This window comes from Advenella sp. S44 (assembly GCF_002810445.1).
In the GTDB taxonomy this organism is placed as follows: Bacteria; Pseudomonadota; Gammaproteobacteria; order Burkholderiales; family Burkholderiaceae_B; genus Advenella.
In genome coordinates, this window is record NZ_NEXS01000003.1 from 1,014,821 (window position 1) to 1,029,919 (window position 15,099).

The 15,099-nt window shown below is 54.1% G+C and carries 14 protein-coding genes; 8 read left to right on the top strand and 6 right to left on the bottom strand.

Annotated elements, in window-relative coordinates:
* Nucleotides 1–52 precede the first annotated feature (52 nt).
* The 7 genes from CAP48_RS08735 (at nucleotide 53) to CAP48_RS08765 (ending at nucleotide 7,993) form a co-directional block, all read left to right on the top strand.
* Nucleotides 53–1,258, top strand: coding sequence for an iron-containing alcohol dehydrogenase family protein (locus CAP48_RS08735; RefSeq protein ID WP_100695596.1), 1,206 nt, complete (start codon nucleotides 53–55; stop codon nucleotides 1,256–1,258).
* A gap of 10 nt (nucleotides 1,259–1,268) precedes the next feature.
* On the top strand, nucleotides 1,269–2,732 hold the full coding sequence (locus CAP48_RS08740; RefSeq protein ID WP_100695598.1) for an aldehyde dehydrogenase: 1,464 nt from the start codon (nucleotides 1,269–1,271) through the stop codon (nucleotides 2,730–2,732).
* A gap of 26 nt (nucleotides 2,733–2,758) precedes the next feature.
* Nucleotides 2,759–3,724 (top strand): tripartite tricarboxylate transporter substrate binding protein, encoded by a 966-nt coding sequence (locus CAP48_RS08745; RefSeq protein WP_100695601.1) that lies wholly within the window; start codon nucleotides 2,759–2,761, stop codon nucleotides 3,722–3,724.
* Between the two features lie 48 nt (nucleotides 3,725–3,772).
* Nucleotides 3,773–4,522, top strand: a complete 750-nt coding sequence (fabG, locus tag CAP48_RS08750) for a 3-oxoacyl-ACP reductase FabG (protein WP_100695604.1) — start codon at nucleotides 3,773–3,775, stop codon at nucleotides 4,520–4,522.
* On the top strand, nucleotides 4,519–5,016 hold the full coding sequence (locus CAP48_RS08755) for a MaoC/PaaZ C-terminal domain-containing protein (RefSeq protein ID WP_100695606.1): 498 nt from the start codon (nucleotides 4,519–4,521) through the stop codon (nucleotides 5,014–5,016). The genes fabG and CAP48_RS08755 overlap by 4 nt, the downstream gene beginning before the upstream one ends.
* A complete protein-coding gene (locus tag CAP48_RS08760; RefSeq protein WP_100695608.1) occupies nucleotides 5,013–7,166 on the top strand; it encodes an acetate--CoA ligase family protein in 2,154 nt (717 codons plus the stop codon). Before CAP48_RS08755 ends, CAP48_RS08760 begins: the two co-directional genes overlap by 4 nt.
* An 83-nt stretch (nucleotides 7,167–7,249) precedes the next feature.
* Nucleotides 7,250–7,993, top strand: coding sequence for a citryl-CoA lyase (locus CAP48_RS08765; protein WP_100695611.1), 744 nt, complete (start codon nucleotides 7,250–7,252; stop codon nucleotides 7,991–7,993).
* A 188-nt stretch (nucleotides 7,994–8,181) separates the two neighbouring features.
* On the opposite strand, the gene CAP48_RS08770 is transcribed toward CAP48_RS08765, so the two are convergent.
* The gene (locus CAP48_RS08770; RefSeq protein ID WP_100695613.1) at nucleotides 8,182–9,144 is read right to left on the bottom strand and encodes a tripartite tricarboxylate transporter substrate binding protein; all 963 of its coding nucleotides are present in this window, start codon (nucleotides 9,142–9,144) and stop codon (nucleotides 8,182–8,184) included.
* Nucleotides 9,141–10,049: a TauD/TfdA family dioxygenase gene (locus tag CAP48_RS08775; RefSeq protein WP_100695615.1), complete on the bottom strand. Its 909-nt coding sequence runs from the start codon at nucleotides 10,047–10,049 to the stop codon at nucleotides 9,141–9,143. Before CAP48_RS08775 ends, CAP48_RS08770 begins: the two co-directional genes overlap by 4 nt.
* Nucleotides 10,050–10,149: 100 nt before the next feature.
* On the opposite strand from CAP48_RS08775, the gene CAP48_RS08780 reads away from it, so the two are divergent.
* Nucleotides 10,150–10,956 (top strand): IclR family transcriptional regulator C-terminal domain-containing protein, encoded by an 807-nt coding sequence (locus CAP48_RS08780; protein WP_100695617.1) that lies wholly within the window; start codon nucleotides 10,150–10,152, stop codon nucleotides 10,954–10,956.
* A 108-nt stretch (nucleotides 10,957–11,064) separates the two neighbouring features.
* Here CAP48_RS08780 and CAP48_RS08785 read toward each other — a convergent pair whose 3' ends face one another.
* The 4 genes from CAP48_RS08785 to CAP48_RS08800 all read right to left on the bottom strand — a co-directional run bounded on the left by CAP48_RS08785 (nucleotide 11,065) and on the right by CAP48_RS08800 (nucleotide 14,892).
* Nucleotides 11,065–12,330 carry an NAD(P)/FAD-dependent oxidoreductase gene (locus tag CAP48_RS08785; protein WP_100695619.1) on the bottom strand — a complete coding sequence of 422 codons (1,266 nt, stop codon included), beginning with the start codon at nucleotides 12,328–12,330 and terminating at the stop codon, nucleotides 11,065–11,067.
* Nucleotides 12,327–12,641, bottom strand: coding sequence for a cytochrome C (locus CAP48_RS08790; protein WP_100695621.1), 315 nt, complete (start codon nucleotides 12,639–12,641; stop codon nucleotides 12,327–12,329). Before CAP48_RS08790 ends, CAP48_RS08785 begins: the two co-directional genes overlap by 4 nt.
* Before the next feature lie 236 nt (nucleotides 12,642–12,877).
* Complete coding sequence (locus CAP48_RS08795; RefSeq protein ID WP_100695623.1) at nucleotides 12,878–14,218, bottom strand: sensor histidine kinase KdpD; 1,341 nt, start codon at nucleotides 14,216–14,218, stop codon at nucleotides 12,878–12,880.
* Complete coding sequence (locus CAP48_RS08800) at nucleotides 14,215–14,892, bottom strand: response regulator (RefSeq protein ID WP_100695625.1); 678 nt, start codon at nucleotides 14,890–14,892, stop codon at nucleotides 14,215–14,217. The genes CAP48_RS08795 and CAP48_RS08800 overlap by 4 nt, the downstream gene beginning before the upstream one ends.
* Between the last annotated feature and the right edge of the window lie 207 nt (nucleotides 14,893–15,099).

Below are 15,099 nucleotides of genomic sequence, written 5' to 3' on the forward strand. Positions count from 1 at the left end.
TTTCATTATGATAATTCAATTAGCAAATTAAGAATTCGCATAGCAAATTATAATGGAAATCAGGGAAGACATCAATACCACGTTGGCAGGCCAGATTAAAGGCGCAATTTCATGGCCGGGCAATGGCTTTTGGGGGCCATCAGCGGTGCAGCGCGCTATCGATGCAGGTGGCAATCGCCTGTGTCGCCCGCTTATCATTACTGACGCGGGCGCATGGCGTGCGGCCAGCTCTGTTGTGCTGGCGGCGCTCACCACAAATGCAATACAGGATTGGCAGGTATTTGACGGGGTGGTCTCAAATCCGTCGCTGGTCCCGGTGCATGGCGCATTGCGAATGGCGCGGGAAAACACCTGCGACAGTATTATTGCTGTAGGTGGCGGGAGCGCTATCGACGTGGCCAAGGTGGTTTTTGGCTGCCTTTGCAGCGGCCTGGAGCCCGAAGAACTTGCAACGCTGCAAGGACGGGAATGGCTTGACGCTGCTGCTGCGCCCGGTGATCCAGTACTGCTTGCCATCCCCACCACATCCGGTACCGGCAGTGAGAGCAGTTCGGCCGCATTGATTCAGGACGAAAACGGTCGCAAGCGTTTGTACCGTTCTCTGCGTACCCGCCCATCTTTAGTCGCGCTGGAGCCTGCCCTCACGCTGACTCTGCCTTTTCAGCCGACGGCGCAAGGTGGATTCGACGCATTACTGCATGCCCTGGGGGCATGGATCAATGCTGACAACAACCCGATAGGCAAAGCCATGGCGATACAGGCATTGCACATGTGCATGCACGCCTTACCGCTGGTGCTTGACAAACCAGGCTGTCTGGCCGCGCGGGCAGACATGCAAATGGGCGCTTATCTTGCGGGCGTGGCCATCGGTATCAGTAAAGTGGATGCCGTCCACGCCATGTGTACGCCGCTTGAGTCAGTCGTAGACATGGCGCATGCCGAAGCGCTGGCCCCTGTTTTCCGTGTCGTGTCGCGCTACACCGCGCAGACTCATGCTGGTGTTTACGCCAATGCTGCGCGGCATTTGAATATTGCTGGCACCGGCGACGATCATCGGGATGCGTTGTCGCTCATCGGGCGAGTGGAAGACTTGGCACGACAGGCAAATATTTCTCTGCATCTGAGCAATTTGCAATTGACAAAACAGCAAGCCGGCCAGTTGGCGACCCAGGCGCTGCAAAGCGCTTCCATGCCGCTTAACCCGCGCAATCTCACTCACGAAGAAGTCAGCTCACTATACCTGCAAATGGTCAATTAAGGATCCAGTCATGAATGTTATTGATTCCAAACCATACGAAATGCTCATCGGCGGGCGCTGGCAAGCTGGTCGGGAAGGGCGGTTCTTTGACACCCTTAATCCGGCCACTGCGAAACGACTTGCCCAGGTACACCAGGCCGAGACAACTGATGTAGACACTGCGGTATTGGCAGCCCACAGCGCATTCGAAAACGGTTGGCGCAGGACCACGCCCGCCGAACGCGGCCGATTGCTAAAGCGTCTGGCAGTGCTTTTTGAGCGTGATCGGGAAAAACTTGCGTGGATAGAGGCACTGAATGTTGGCAAGCCCATTACGCATTCGCTCGAATCGCTCAAGGCCATGCCGTCTTCATTGGAATATTTTGCGGGCATGGTTCCTGCCGTGCGTGGCGAAACGATCGCCGTTGGTAACAGCGATGTTCTTAATTACACCATCCGGGAGCCGCTCGGCGTCTGTGCGCTGATTATGCCGTGGAACTACCCGATGACACTGACGATCAACAAACTGGGGCCGGCGCTGGCGGCTGGGAATACGATCGTGCTCAAGCCTTCCGAAGTCACGCCGCTGTCGACTCTGGCGCTGGCGCGGCTGTTCGAGGAAGCGGGATTTCCGCCCGGTGTAGTTAATGTTGTCAACGGGCCGGGGGCGACTGTAGGCGAACAATTGGTCACGCATCCGCTCGTGTCCCGGGTATCCTTTACGGGCGGCACCGCAACCGGCGCACGCATTCTCGCTTCCACCGCAAGCGACGTGAAGCGGGTGACGCTGGAACTGGGCGGCAAGTCGCCGCTGATTGTGTTCGACGATGCTGCGCTGGACAAGGCTGTCGCTGTTGCGGCAGGAGACATTATTAAAAATTCCGGTCAAGTATGCATTGCCTGCACACGCCTACTCGTGCACGAAACGATACATGATGATTTTATTGATCGCCTGCAACAGCGCCTGCAAGCAGTGCGGGTAGGCCTTCCCGAAGCTGCCGACACTGAAATGGGACCGCTGGTCAGCGCAGCGCAAAAGCAGCGCGTTGAACACTATATTCAGCTTGCAACAGAAGAGGGGGCCAAGCCAATATCCCTCGGTAACTTGTCGCTGGACGACACCATCGCATCGGGATTTTTTGTGTCGCCCACATTGCTGCTGCAATCGCGTGGGCAAATGCAGTCTGCACAGGATGAAATCTTCGGACCGGTGCAGTCGGTCATCCGTTTTACGGACGAAGACGATGCCTTGCGCATCGCCAATCACTCACGCTATGGATTGGCTGCTGTGGTTTTCACGAGGGATGGCGGGCGAGCATTGAGAATGGCGCGGGGCCTGGAATCGGGAAGCGTGGCCATTAATACGGGCGTGCGCACATCATTCGATGCGCCTTTTGGCGGCTATAAGCGTTCCGGCATCGGCAAGGAGCGTGGACTGGAAGCCATTTATGAGAACACGCAGCTAAAGAACGTGAAATATGACATGAGTGTTTGAACAGTTAACAATTCAAGGAGGAATTGATGAAAATATTTATGAAAGCAGTATTGGGAGCGGTCGCATGTTCGCTAGCCACAAGCGCAATGGCCGAGTGGCCGGAACGGCCTGTTCGCATGGTTATCGGTTTTGCCCCCGGAGGCGCATCTGACATTGCATTCAAAATGGTGCAGGACGTGCTCGCAGAAAAGCTGGGCCAGCCCGTGGTGCCCGACTATAAGGCAGGGGCAAACGGTAACATCGCCAACAATGCCGTCGCTACGGCTGCTCCTGACGGATACACAGCCTTGTGGGCTAATGTGGGGCCGCTGGCTGTCAATACCTACTTGTACAAAAATGTCAAAACCGATCCGGCCGACGTGTTCGCGCCGGTGACGCAACTGACAGACTCGCCGCTGATTGTTGTCGTTCCCAAAAACTCGCCCTATAAAACCATGCAGGATTTAATTGCCGGCATTAGGCAGGACCAGGAAAAACTGACATTCGGATCGGCAGGCCAGGGCAGTTCCATGCATATCGCAGGAACCTCGTTGGCGCTTGCATTGAATGCGAAACTGACCCACGTGCCGTACAAGGGCAGCGCGCCTGCGTTGCAGGATTTGATCGCCGGTCGGCTGACCTTCATGGTCGACAGTCGTTCAACCACTGCGCCGTTTATCGAGAATGGTTCCTTGCGCGCACTGGCCATCAGCAGCAGCAAGCGTGCATCTGATGTGCCCGATATACCGACAGTGGCAGAGTCGGGAGTACCCGGCTTTAACGTGACAACATGGCAAGCCGTCGTGATGCCCAAAGGCACGCCACAGCCCATTATCGATAAGTTTTCCAAGGCTCTGCGCGAAACCTTGCGGGCACCCGTGGTACGAGAGCGATTTGCCCGTGTGTATACGCCATTAGTCGGCAGTACTCCGCAGGAATTTGACCAATTCTGGGCCAACGAACGGGCCGAGGCCAAAACGCTTGTGGAAAAAGCCAATCTTCAAATTGAATGAGAGTGACATGACCGAAATTGAAAACAGACTTTGGATGGGAAACTGAATATGGATCTGGGATTGAAAGACAGTACCGCTTTTATAACCGGCGGTGCCGGCACACTGGGCCTGGCAATGGCAACTCGCTTTCTTCAGGAGGGTTGCAATGTTGTAATATGCGATGCCAGCCAAGCATCAATTGACAAGGCCTGCGACCAGTTTTCTGGCTTTGAGAAACGCGTGCTTGGCGTACTTGCGGATGTGACTGACAAGAATGCGGTGGTTCAGGCCGTGCAACAGGCGACGGACAAGTGGAAAAGAATCGATGTATTAGTCAATAACGCCGGTTTTGCGCGTGATCGCTATCTGACCAAAATGTCTGAAGACGACTGGCATGCGGTTCTGGATGTGACGTTGCAAGGCGCTTTTCATTGCACCCGTGCGGTGTTGCCGATGATGATGGAAAACCGATATGGTCGGGTCATTAACATCGCGTCGCGAGCGCATCTTGGTAATCCCGGACAGACCAATTATTCGGCGGCAAAGGCCGGGTTGATCGGCTTCACCCGTTCGCTGGCGCTGGAATCCGGTAAATTCGGTATCACGGCCAACGCAGTAGCGCCGGGGATTATTTCTACGCCTCGTATGCAACAACGTCCCGACTATCAGGAATTGACCGAACGCGCAAAATCTAATACGCCAGTCTCCCGTCTGGGTGATCCGGCGGATGTCGCTGCGACTGTCGCTTTCCTGGCTTCCCGGCTGGCTGGATTTACCACTGGCGAAACCGTCCATGTGACGGGGGGGCGCTACGCATGAACACGCCATTCGATCTGAACGAACATTTAAACCGCCGCCTTTATTTCGACGATATTGAGGAGGGACAAAGCTGGATCAGTCCGCGTCGCACGGTGACTGAAGCAGACGTCGTTCAGTTTGCCGGCCTCTCGGGTGATTTCAATGCCCTGCATACGGATACCATTTTTGCACAACAGCATCCTTTCGGCCGGCGCGCCGCCCACGGCTTGCTGACGCTGGCCATCGCCTCGGGTCTGACCACGCGCATGCCGGTCTATCGACTCATGGATGGGGCCCGGTACGCGCTGGTCGAATTGCGTTGTCAATGGCGCAAACCGGTATTCATTGGCGACACGATTCATGTAGAGCTTCGTATCGGCAAAAAATCCCTATCGGAGAGGCGGCCGGGAACCGGCAGAGTCCTGATGCATCGCATTATTAAAAATCAGCATGATGAAATCGTGGCCGACACTGAATGGACGACGCTGATGACGTGCAGAAAGGAGGGAGTATGAACCAAGGAATATTACAGTCCAAAGCGGAGCAATCGAAGTCGAATACCGATTTTGACAGCCTGGTCAGGCTGATACAGCCTCGTTCCGTGATGATTGTCGGTGCATCTACTACCGCAGGCACGCTGGGCTACACCACAGTGCAGAATCTGGTTGAGCACTCAGACTTCGACGGCGATGTGTTCCTGGTGAACCCGCGAGGCGGACAGTGGCAGGACCGGCCCTTGTATTCAGCAATCGGCGACGTACCGGCACAGCAAATTGATGTGGCGCTGTTGTTGGTCCCGGCAGATTCGGCTCTTGTTACATTGGAGGCGTGCGCCGCTAAACGGGTTCGCTATGCCATTGTTTTTACAGGCGGTTTTGCAGAACTGGGCGAAACGGGACGTCAGGCTGAACAGCAGATGCTGGCGGTCGCCGCGCGTACCGGAATGCGGTTGTATGGTCCCAATTGCGCCGGTATGACCATATTGTCGCCACGTCTTGGGCTGACCTTTTCGACTGAGTTTCGCAATGACGGTCGCAATAACAAACTGTCGCGTATCGGCCTGGTCACGCAGGGGGGCGGTCTTGGACGATCATTGATGCAGGGTAATGAGCGGGGGGTGTGTTTTTCCCGCTGGTTCTCGACGGGTAATGAACTTGATCTGGATAATGCCGACTTTATCCAATGGCTGGCCCAGGATCGTGAAACAGATGTCATCTGCACGGTCATTGAAGGCATCAGGGACGGAGCGCGCTTTGTCGCTGCCGCGCAGGCCGCGAGCCGGGCAGGCAAACCGCTGATTGCGCTGAAGGTCGGTCGCTCCGATTTTGGCAAGAAAGCGGCACAATCGCATACGGCCTCGCTGGCTGGTGATGATGTCGTTAATGATGCGGTGTTCTCCCAATATGGCGTTATCCGGGTCGACGATCTGGATGAAATGCTTGATGTAGCAAGCCTACTCTCGCGTGTAGGAGTTCAGGACCTAAAACGTCTGTGTGTATATTCATCTTCAGGCGGAGCCGGAGTACTGTCCGCAGACAAAGTGGGCGAAGCCGGGCTGACCATGGCGTCTTTGGACGAATCGACAGTGGCGGAAATGGCAAAACACGCGCCATCATATGCCGCCTTGACTAATCCAGTTGATTTGACGACCAAGGCACTGGTCGATCCACAGCTCGCCAGCAAATGCCTGTCACCACTTTTCAATGATCCTGGCGTGGATGCGGTGCTGTATCCGATTACCTCCAACTACGCTGCCAGCACCGAAGGCATGGTGCGCAATATGCTTGAGGTGGCAAAACAGGCAAAGAAGGCCTTTGTTCCTGTCTGGATGAGCAGTCGGCGTGGGCCAGCCCATGACTTATTGGTGACCGAAGGTTTTGCACCTGTCTATAGCCTGCGCAATGCCATGCAGGCGCTCAAACGCATCAGTTGGTATGCGGAATGGACAGAGTGCAACGATGGCCGGGACGGCGCACTGGCGGATTTGCATGAAAAGGTTAATGCCGCGCAATTGCCGTGCAACGAGACCCAGGCCAAGGCGCTGATAATGCAATCCGGAGTCCGTTCTCCGAAAGAGTTGCAGGTTCATACAGCCGACGAGGCGGCTTTGCGTGCCAAAGCCATTGGTTTTCCGGTAGTACTGAAATTGGTCGCCGATGGCGTGCTGCACAAAAGCGACATTGGTGGTGTGCAATTGAACCTGCGGGATGAAGCGCAGGTGCGTCGCGCTTTCGAGCAGATTATGGCGGCAGCGCGTGAGCATCACGTCCCCGGCAACAATATTCATGGAGTACTTGTTTCCGAGATGATCACCGATGGCGTGGAAATGCTGGTTGGCATTCACCGCGATGCGGTCTTCGGGCCGATCCTGAGCATTGGTGCGGGCGGTGTATGGGTGGAAGTAGAGGCAGATGTTGCGCGCTGCCGTCTGCCGGCGGATCGGGCCCAGCTGGACAGTATCCTGGATTCTACGCGGGTAGCCAGACGGCTGGCTAGCCACCGTGGTCTGCCCGCACGTGACCGGTCAGCGCTGCTCGACGCCATGCAGTGCCTTGCTGCGTTGTTTCTAAGCCTGGGAGACCAGGTACAGTCGCTTGAAGTCAATCCATTGGTGGTATTGGACAACGGTCATGGGGTCGTCGCGCTGGATGCGGTGATTGAATAATACTTTGCCTGCCGGTAAATGCTTTCGCTTGGTGCGACGCATTCAGATGCGGGAACACAATTGCTTAACGAGGGAGCTTCTCGATGTTTAACAGTCAAATTGGCGGCGGCGACGCCCATTCTATTTCGGTCCGTGGTCATGATCTGGTCAATGACCTTTTCAATCGTGATTTCATCGATGTCCTTGCGCTGGAGTTGCTGGGGCAGTTTCCAACCCCCGAACTCAAGCGCATGCTCAATCTTTTTTTGGTTAGCGCGACGGATCACGGTTTGACGCCCAGTGCCTTGTCGGCGCGCCTGACTTTGCATGGTGCTCCTGAATCAATGCAAGGGGCGTTGGCAGCCGGGCTTCTGGGTGCCGGCTCACGCTTTCTGGGCGTGATTGAATATTCAGCACGTTTTTTGCGGGATGCGCTACCACAACAAGACAGTTACACCGACGAGGAACTGCGGCAGTTTGCAGAGGAATGTGTAAAAGTCAATAAGGCAGCCAAACGCAAAATTCCTGGCGTAGGGCATCCCATCCACGTAGACGGCGACCCCAGATGCGAGAGGATGTTTGAGATTGCCAGAGACTGCGGTTTCTACGGCAACTATTCGCGCTTTGCCGTAGAACTGGCCGCCGCCGCTGCGCGCCAGTCAGGACGCAAAATTCCCCTTAACGCCACGGGTGCAAAAGGCGCTATTGTGCTGGATATGGGATTGACCCCAGAATTGGGCAAGGCGCTTACGATGATCGGACGCTCTGTCGGCCTGATGGCCCACATTATCGAAGAGCAGCAAAATCCTATCGGACAAAAGGTCTGGGACATGGCTTCGGGCGCATAGCGATGCGTAGTACAGGGCGTTTACCGCCCTGTACCGCTATATGTAAAGGATTGCGCTGGTTTAGCTTTTCTGGACCGTAGGTGTCTTTTACTAAATGACATACTTGCGCAGGTACGGCCTCGCTATCCGCGTGAAACTGTTACCAGGCCTCCAACAACGTTATTTGGTTTTGCCCATGGGTTGAGCTATTAGTTAATCGTCACGCCAGTTAATTTTACCAACTCATGCCATTTTTTCACCTCGCTGAGTTGGTAATCCTTGAGGTCTTTGTCCGTTCCTCCGGCAGGCGCCATACCTATCTGCGCAGAGGTTTGTTTGATCTTGTCGCTTTTTAACGCCTCGTTGGCCGTTTCGTTGATCGTGTCGATAATCTCCTGGGGGGTGTCGCGAGGTGCAAACATTGCAAACCAGACAACCAATTGGTGTTTGTCTAGCCCATACTCAGCAATGGTTGGAGTGTCAGGTGCAAAAGCAGCGCGTTCAGATGTGGTCACAGCCAGTGCTTTTATGGCGCCGGCAGAAATCTGTGACACAGAGGGGCCGACGTTTTCAAAAGCATAGGTAATTCTGCCGCTGATCAAATCAGTCATCATGCTTCCTACATTGCTATATAACACGGTCGCCACGTCGATATCAGCCATTTGCTTTAACAGCTCCACCCATACCCTGGCAGTGGTGTTGCTGGCGCCAAAATTCAATTGCCCGGGATTCTGTTTGGCTTGGGCGATGAGCGCCTCGACGTTTTCAGGCTGTGTGTCTTTGTTGGCGATAAGCACCATGGGCAGCTTGCCCATTAATGCGATGGGCGCAAAGTCCTTGATGGGATCGTAAGTGAGGCTTTTATACAGGCTCGGATTGGCTGCCATGGGCCCATTTGTTCCCATCATAAGCGTATAGCCATCAGGGTCACTTCGCGCGACATAGGAAGCGCCAATGGCGCCGCCGGCCCCGGGTTTGTTGTCCACCGTGACACTCTGGCCCCATTTTTCACTCAATGCCTGGGCCATCGCGCGCGCGAGCATATCGGTCGCAGATCCGGCGCCAAAAGGCACAACGATATTGACCGGCTTGTTGGGGTAGGCGGCATGGGCCAGGGTACAGCCCAGGCTCATGGTGATGGCAAATGCCATATGCTTAAGTAACTTGGTCATACAGTCGCTTCCCTTGATTTATCCATTTGTTCAACGCTCGGGCCTATATCCTGCACCGTAGCCCGTCTCATTGATCGACGATACTTTTCATCAAACCCGGCTCCACGGTGCATGGTGCAGCGGTTATCCCACATCACCAGATCATGAGTACGCCAACGATGTCTGTACACGAACTGGGGTTGCGTTGCAAACGCGATGAGTTCATCCACTAGCGTTTTGCTCTCTGTCTCCGACAGGCCTTCGATCTTGCTAATGTGTGAGGCAAGATATAGCGAATGCCGATTGGTATTTCGCTGGTGACGCACCAGCACTTGTGGCACGGGAGGTTGAAGTGTGCGCCAATGATCCGGGATGCCTTCCACATCAAATCCTGTCAGGCCCCTTGAATGAAAGTAGTCATGAATGGCCACAAGCGGCATAAGGCGCTGCTGCATGCTTTTATCCAGCGCATCCCACGCAGCGCGCATATCTGCAAACTCCGTTGCGCCGCCAACCGGCGGAATTTCCTGAGCGGAAAGCAACGATACACTTGCCGGAATCCGTTTAAAGGAGCTGTCGGTATGCCATAACTGATTGCTGATATTTATCAACCTTCTGATGTCCCCGTTATCCAGAATGCGGCCGGCTTCATCCAGGTTCGAAATGTCAGACAGTTGGGCATGGCCAAGCCGCCGTGGCTTGTCGGTGTTGTATATTGAAGCGCCGACAGAAACCTCAAGATCGCCAAACAGTTTTGCGATATCGAGCTGTTCAGTCTCGGTCACCGGCTGGTCGGGAAAAATCAAAACTGCGAATTCGTCCAGATGCTTTCGTAATGCTTCCTGTTCTTCAATCGCCAAGGGAGCCGAAAGATCGACATCCGTGACTTCGGCCACAAATTGTGCATTGACAGGCGTCAGTTCCATTGCTCTGTTCCTCCTGATTTGATCAGAATTGTATTGACATGTTCATACAAAGCGATCTATTATTTCGCTAGTAGAAATATATTTCGCATATGGAATTATTATGCCAGAAAATATCCAGTTAACCACTACGGGTTTACCCAAGGGCAGTGATCAGTTTGTGGAGGCATTTGCCCGCGGATTATCTGTCATCAAGGCGTTTGGGCCCAGTCATCAATTTCTTACGCTCAGTGAGGTGGCGCAGCGCACCGGGCTGACAGCAGCGGGAGCGCGCAGGCTTTTGTACACCTTGATCACATTGGGATATGCGCGTGTGGATAGTCGAAAATTCAGCCTCACGCCTGCCGTGCTGGAGTTGGGCTATGCGTACCTGGCTGCGCTTCCATTGTGTGACCTGGCTCGCGTGGCGGTCGATGAATATATGGAGAAAACGGGGGAAATCTGTACCGTGTCAGTCATTGATCGCAATGAAATCGTGTATGTCGCTCGCGCAGAAATGCCAAGCCCGTTGTCCCGGCGTCTGGGCGTGGGCGAAAGGCTTCCGGCTCATGCGACCTCAAGCGGCCAGATATTATTGGCCAGTTTGGGAAGTGACAGTCTTGAGGCATATCTGGCTCAGGCGCCGTTCGAGCGCTTTACCAAATTTACAATCGTTGAAGCTGCCTCGCTCAAGAACGCGATAAATCAGGCGGGCGAACAAGGATACGCCTTGGCGAATCAGCAGTTGGAGCTGGGCATTTGCGGGTTGGCGGTACCTATCATGGATGACAGAAACAAAATAGTGGCGGCGCTAACAACCAGCCTTAATCTGGCGCGTCATGAGCATGAATCGATACTCGAAAAATTTTTACCGATCATGCAGCAAACTGCGCAGAGCATCAGCCGAGGCCTTGGGTATAGAGGGAATTGATGGCCTGTAAAGCCGAAGGATATTTTCCAGGACTGAGCATCGGGTTGCGCTGGAACGGTCCTATGGTAGGCCACTGTGAAGGAACCCTCGAACACTGAATAACATGCTTTACTGAAAAATATCGGCCCAAATCGCATCGGCCCAGGCAAAGGCCAGCGGGGCCTCGTCCTGGCTGGGCGCAGTAGAAACGCCGCCCGCGCCTTCGACTGGCTCCATGGTTTTATTCGCTTTCGAATAGTGGTGCACCGACGCGACATGCATGGCATGAGATTCTGCAACAAAGCTAAAACAGGTATTGGCGTACACCGGGGTGACAGCTGCTTTTTTATTGAGCAGACTATGGCAAATGGCATACGCGCAGGTCCGGCCATGTTGGGCTGCCATATGGCCAGACTTGGGCATCAGTGGAGCAATTTGTATCGAATCACCCAGGACGTGTATGTTTTTTGTTGCCAATGATTCGAAGTTCAAGAAATCGACTTCACACCATTTTTCATTCGCGGTCGCGAGACCCGCGTCGATGGCAATCCGCCCGGCGCGCATGGGCGGGATAATGTTAAGGACATCAGCGGCGGCGTCTTCAAATTCAAAATGCATTTTTTTCTGTTCTATATCAACCGCTACCAAGGTATTTTCCGGATGATAGAACAAAATGTCCTTGTAGTGTTGCTGCCAATAGCGCTGGTATAGTTCCTTTTCAGTTGTAATTTCCTGATTGGCATCATAAACGTGTACCGTTGCGCCGGGTTTATGCTTTTGAAGATACCATGCGATCAGGCTGGCCCGTTCATAGGGAGCGGAGGGACACCGATAGGGCGCCAGCGGAATGCAAATGGCAACAACACCGCCAGGGTGAAGACCCTGTATCTGGTCGCGCAGGCGGGCACTATCGGCGCCATTTTGCCAGGCGTCAATCACCACATTATGGGCTTGCGGGTGTTCCATGCCATCTATCAAATCCCATTGCAGGTCGACTCCAGGCGATACAACCAATCGGTCGTAGCTGATCTCTGACCCGTCTGCAAGTGTAATGCGCGATGATGCTGCCTGGATATTTGCCGCACGCTGGTTAAGTACCCGCACGCCCCATCGTTTATCCAGTTGGTCATAGTGTTGTGTACAGTACGATAATTGTTTTAATCCGACGAGGACAAGATTCGACATCGGGCATGACACAAACACTTTATGCTGTTCTATGAGCGTGACGTCAATTTGGCCCTGACTGTAAACACGAAGATATTTCGCTGCAAGGGCCCCACCAAAACCGCCACCAATGACAACGACATGCGGCTTGCGTGTGGCTCCAACAGCGGGTGCGCCAAGCAGGGCGGCCGAGGCGAAAATCGTATGCTTCAGAAAATGTCTGCGTTTCATAATGGTTCCAGCGAGGAAAAATAATTCGCAATCATCTTCATTTGCTCATGGGTATAGCCTTTTGCGATCTGCTGCATTAGGAGCCCGGCGCGCTTGCCATTTGCATAGTCAAGCATGTCAGACAGGATGGATTCTGAAGAGAGACCGACCAGGCTTGGTATGGCAGATGTCGTCGTTGTATTTACAGTATGGCAGCTCAGACACGCGCCAGCCAGGAACTGAGCGGGGTCTATTGTTGTGGGTTGACTCCAGCTGGCATTGGTTTGAAAGATAAATATCAGGGTGACACTGAGTTTTTGCAATTGACGCATTGCCTTTCCTTGATCCTGTAAATGTTTCTGTTATGCGATGATTCCAGGCGAGTTCATAACATTTGATTTGCCACCGGGTTTCTATCCATGTCTGACCACTGACGCCGTCATACTGTCATTTTTGGCAGTAGATTCACGAGAGGCGTAGCAGTTGCATGGCATTTGTGAAACGGACAACGATGCGCTAAAGCGATGGGGCGCCGTGCGGTTGCCCCTTCTCCCGCATTTGCGCAACCTCATATCGGAAATTCCAGTCGTGCTTCAAGTCCGGGCCCGGCGCGTTTAAGCAGTTTGAATGTGCCATGATGTCGTCGCGCAATGGCATCCACGATCGAAAGCCCCAATCCTGTGCCGGGCACGCTGCGGTCCCGGCGCCAAAACCGGTTTGCCGCGTGCGCCCGATCGTGGGCACTGAGTCCGGGTCCTTGGTCCAGTACGCTGATACGGACCCGTCCGGTGTCGGGCTGGGTTATTTGAACAACGATCGGCTTATCTTCAGGCGTATAACGCAAGGCATTATCAATCAGATTTTGCGTGGCCGACAACAGTAACGGCCTGGAAACATGTACCCAGGCGATGGCATCGTCGCTTTTTATGAGAACTCTGTCTTTGAGGTCAGGATATGACACTTGCAATTGGTCTGCTGCGGTATCAACCACCTCGAGTGGGTCACTGCTTTCGACCGGGACCGCATCGTCGTCCAGTCTGGCCAGACTGAGCAAGCGGTCCAGAATGCCCTGCAATTGCAGTACGCCGTAATCGGCTTTGTTCAATGCTGCTTTCAGTGTTTTGTTATTATCAGGCAAATCGGCGGCCAGCCCCGCAACCTGAATGTGCGTTTTTATGCCTGTGAGCGGTGTTCGCAACTCGTGTGCGGCATTGTCGGTAAAGCGTCGCTCGCGCAGGATCGCACCCTGTAGCCGTTCAAGCAATTGCTCGATTGTGTCCAGCAGCGGTTGCAGTTCAAGTGGTGCCTTAATCGGGGCCAGCGGACTATCATCACCGGGTTTGCGTTTTGCCAGAATATTTCGGACGCGTTCCAGTGGCGCGATTCCGTGGGTAATGCAAAACCAGAGCATAATCAGGCTGCCAAACAGGGCTACCAAAAAGGGGACACCGGCCGATAAAGCCAGCTCTTTGATTAATGCTTCCCGGGTGTCCATGCTGTCTGCAGTGGCGATCTGAATATTACCTTGTCTGAGCATATAGGTGCGCCATCTTTTTTTGCCATATATATGCGTGCCAAAACCGGCGGTGGCCTGAGTCAGATCGGGGCCACCTTCCGTGCGCACGATAGCCTGGGCCGTTATCTGGCTACGCAACAGACTGACTTCGCAGGCAACGCCGTCGCGGGCAATAACATCAAAGGGCTTTTTGCTGTCGTTCGCCGACAGATTGGCCGGTTCAGGGAGCTGCGCCACCATGCCCGCTACCATTCTTGCCGACGCGGCCAGGCGATTGTCCAGCGCCTCACGTAACGATTTTCGGGCATCCAGGAACATCCACCCGGCTACCGCAGTCCATAGAACTGACAAGCCGAGCCCGATAATTAGAAGCAACCGTACGCGCAGACTCATCGTTCGTCCAATTTCTCCGGTAATCCAAGCCGGTAGCCCAGGCCTCTGACCGTTTCGACGATATTGTTGCCCAGCTTGCGACGCAGGTGATACACATGAACATTAATCGCGTTGCTCTCCAGACTTTGTTCATAGCCGTAAACACTATCGCACAGTTGCTCGGTACTCAGGATGGCTTTCGGGTTTTGTAATAATGCGCGCAGCAATGCCAGTTCGCGCCTGGCCAGTGAAACCGGGCGACCATGCAGCCGAACCTCACCTGTTGACGCGCAGAAGACCAGACCACCGTGCTCGACGAAGTCCTTGCTGCGGCCGGCGCGTCGCCGCGTCAGTACGTGTAGCCGGGCCTGCAGTTCCAGCAAGTCGAACGGCTTGACCAGATAGTCATCGGCGCCGCCGAGCAATCCCGTTACCCGATGGGAGAGGGCGTCGCGTGCAGTTAGCACCAAAATAGGCAGCTGTTGACCCTGATCGCGCCACCGATGCAGCAGGGATATACCGTCCTCGTCCGGCAGGCCAAGGTCAAGAATGCACACATCGAAATATGAAGACTTCAAAGCCGTATCGGCCAGACTGGCGCAATTGACATGGTCAACAGTAAGCCCATGTAGTTTTAATCCGGTGACAATGCCGCTAGCCACCAGCGCATCATCTTCGACAAGCAGTACGTGCATAATGGCCACCTATTTCCGGGTCGGCGTTGATCATCAAATCAAAATAATTGGTGTGTCCAACAATAACAAGCGGCTCATCTTAACAGGTTTTTTGGCATTCATCGTTTTCCGGTTTTCTTAATACTGTCTTAATTCTGGCACGGTAACGTAAGCAATATTTCGCTGCATCAGCCCGCGTATCCAATGATCACTGGAAGATATTTTCCA

Bases quoted from the DNA above. Each gene is read 5' to 3' on its own strand.
- CAP48_RS08735 (WP_100695596.1), top strand. From the start codon at position 53: ATGGAAATCAGGGAAGACATCAATACCACGTTGGCAGGCCAGATTAAA.
- CAP48_RS08740 (WP_100695598.1), top strand. From the start codon at position 1,269: ATGAATGTTATTGATTCCAAACCATACGAAATGCTCATCGGCGGGCGC.
- CAP48_RS08745 (WP_100695601.1), top strand. From the start codon at position 2,759: ATGAAAATATTTATGAAAGCAGTATTGGGAGCGGTCGCATGTTCGCTA.
- fabG (WP_100695604.1), top strand. From the start codon at position 3,773: ATGGATCTGGGATTGAAAGACAGTACCGCTTTTATAACCGGCGGTGCC.
- CAP48_RS08755 (WP_100695606.1), top strand. From the start codon at position 4,519: ATGAACACGCCATTCGATCTGAACGAACATTTAAACCGCCGCCTTTAT.
- CAP48_RS08760 (WP_100695608.1), top strand. From the start codon at position 5,013: ATGAACCAAGGAATATTACAGTCCAAAGCGGAGCAATCGAAGTCGAAT.
- CAP48_RS08765 (WP_100695611.1), top strand. From the start codon at position 7,250: ATGTTTAACAGTCAAATTGGCGGCGGCGACGCCCATTCTATTTCGGTC.
- CAP48_RS08770 (WP_100695613.1), bottom strand. From the start codon at position 9,144: ATGACCAAGTTACTTAAGCATATGGCATTTGCCATCACCATGAGCCTG.
- CAP48_RS08775 (WP_100695615.1), bottom strand. From the start codon at position 10,049: ATGGAACTGACGCCTGTCAATGCACAATTTGTGGCCGAAGTCACGGAT.
- CAP48_RS08780 (WP_100695617.1), top strand. From the start codon at position 10,150: ATGCCAGAAAATATCCAGTTAACCACTACGGGTTTACCCAAGGGCAGT.
- CAP48_RS08785 (WP_100695619.1), bottom strand. From the start codon at position 12,330: ATGAAACGCAGACATTTTCTGAAGCATACGATTTTCGCCTCGGCCGCC.
- CAP48_RS08790 (WP_100695621.1), bottom strand. From the start codon at position 12,641: ATGCGTCAATTGCAAAAACTCAGTGTCACCCTGATATTTATCTTTCAA.
- CAP48_RS08795 (WP_100695623.1), bottom strand. From the start codon at position 14,218: ATGAGTCTGCGCGTACGGTTGCTTCTAATTATCGGGCTCGGCTTGTCA.
- CAP48_RS08800 (WP_100695625.1), bottom strand. From the start codon at position 14,892: ATGCACGTACTGCTTGTCGAAGATGATGCGCTGGTGGCTAGCGGCATT.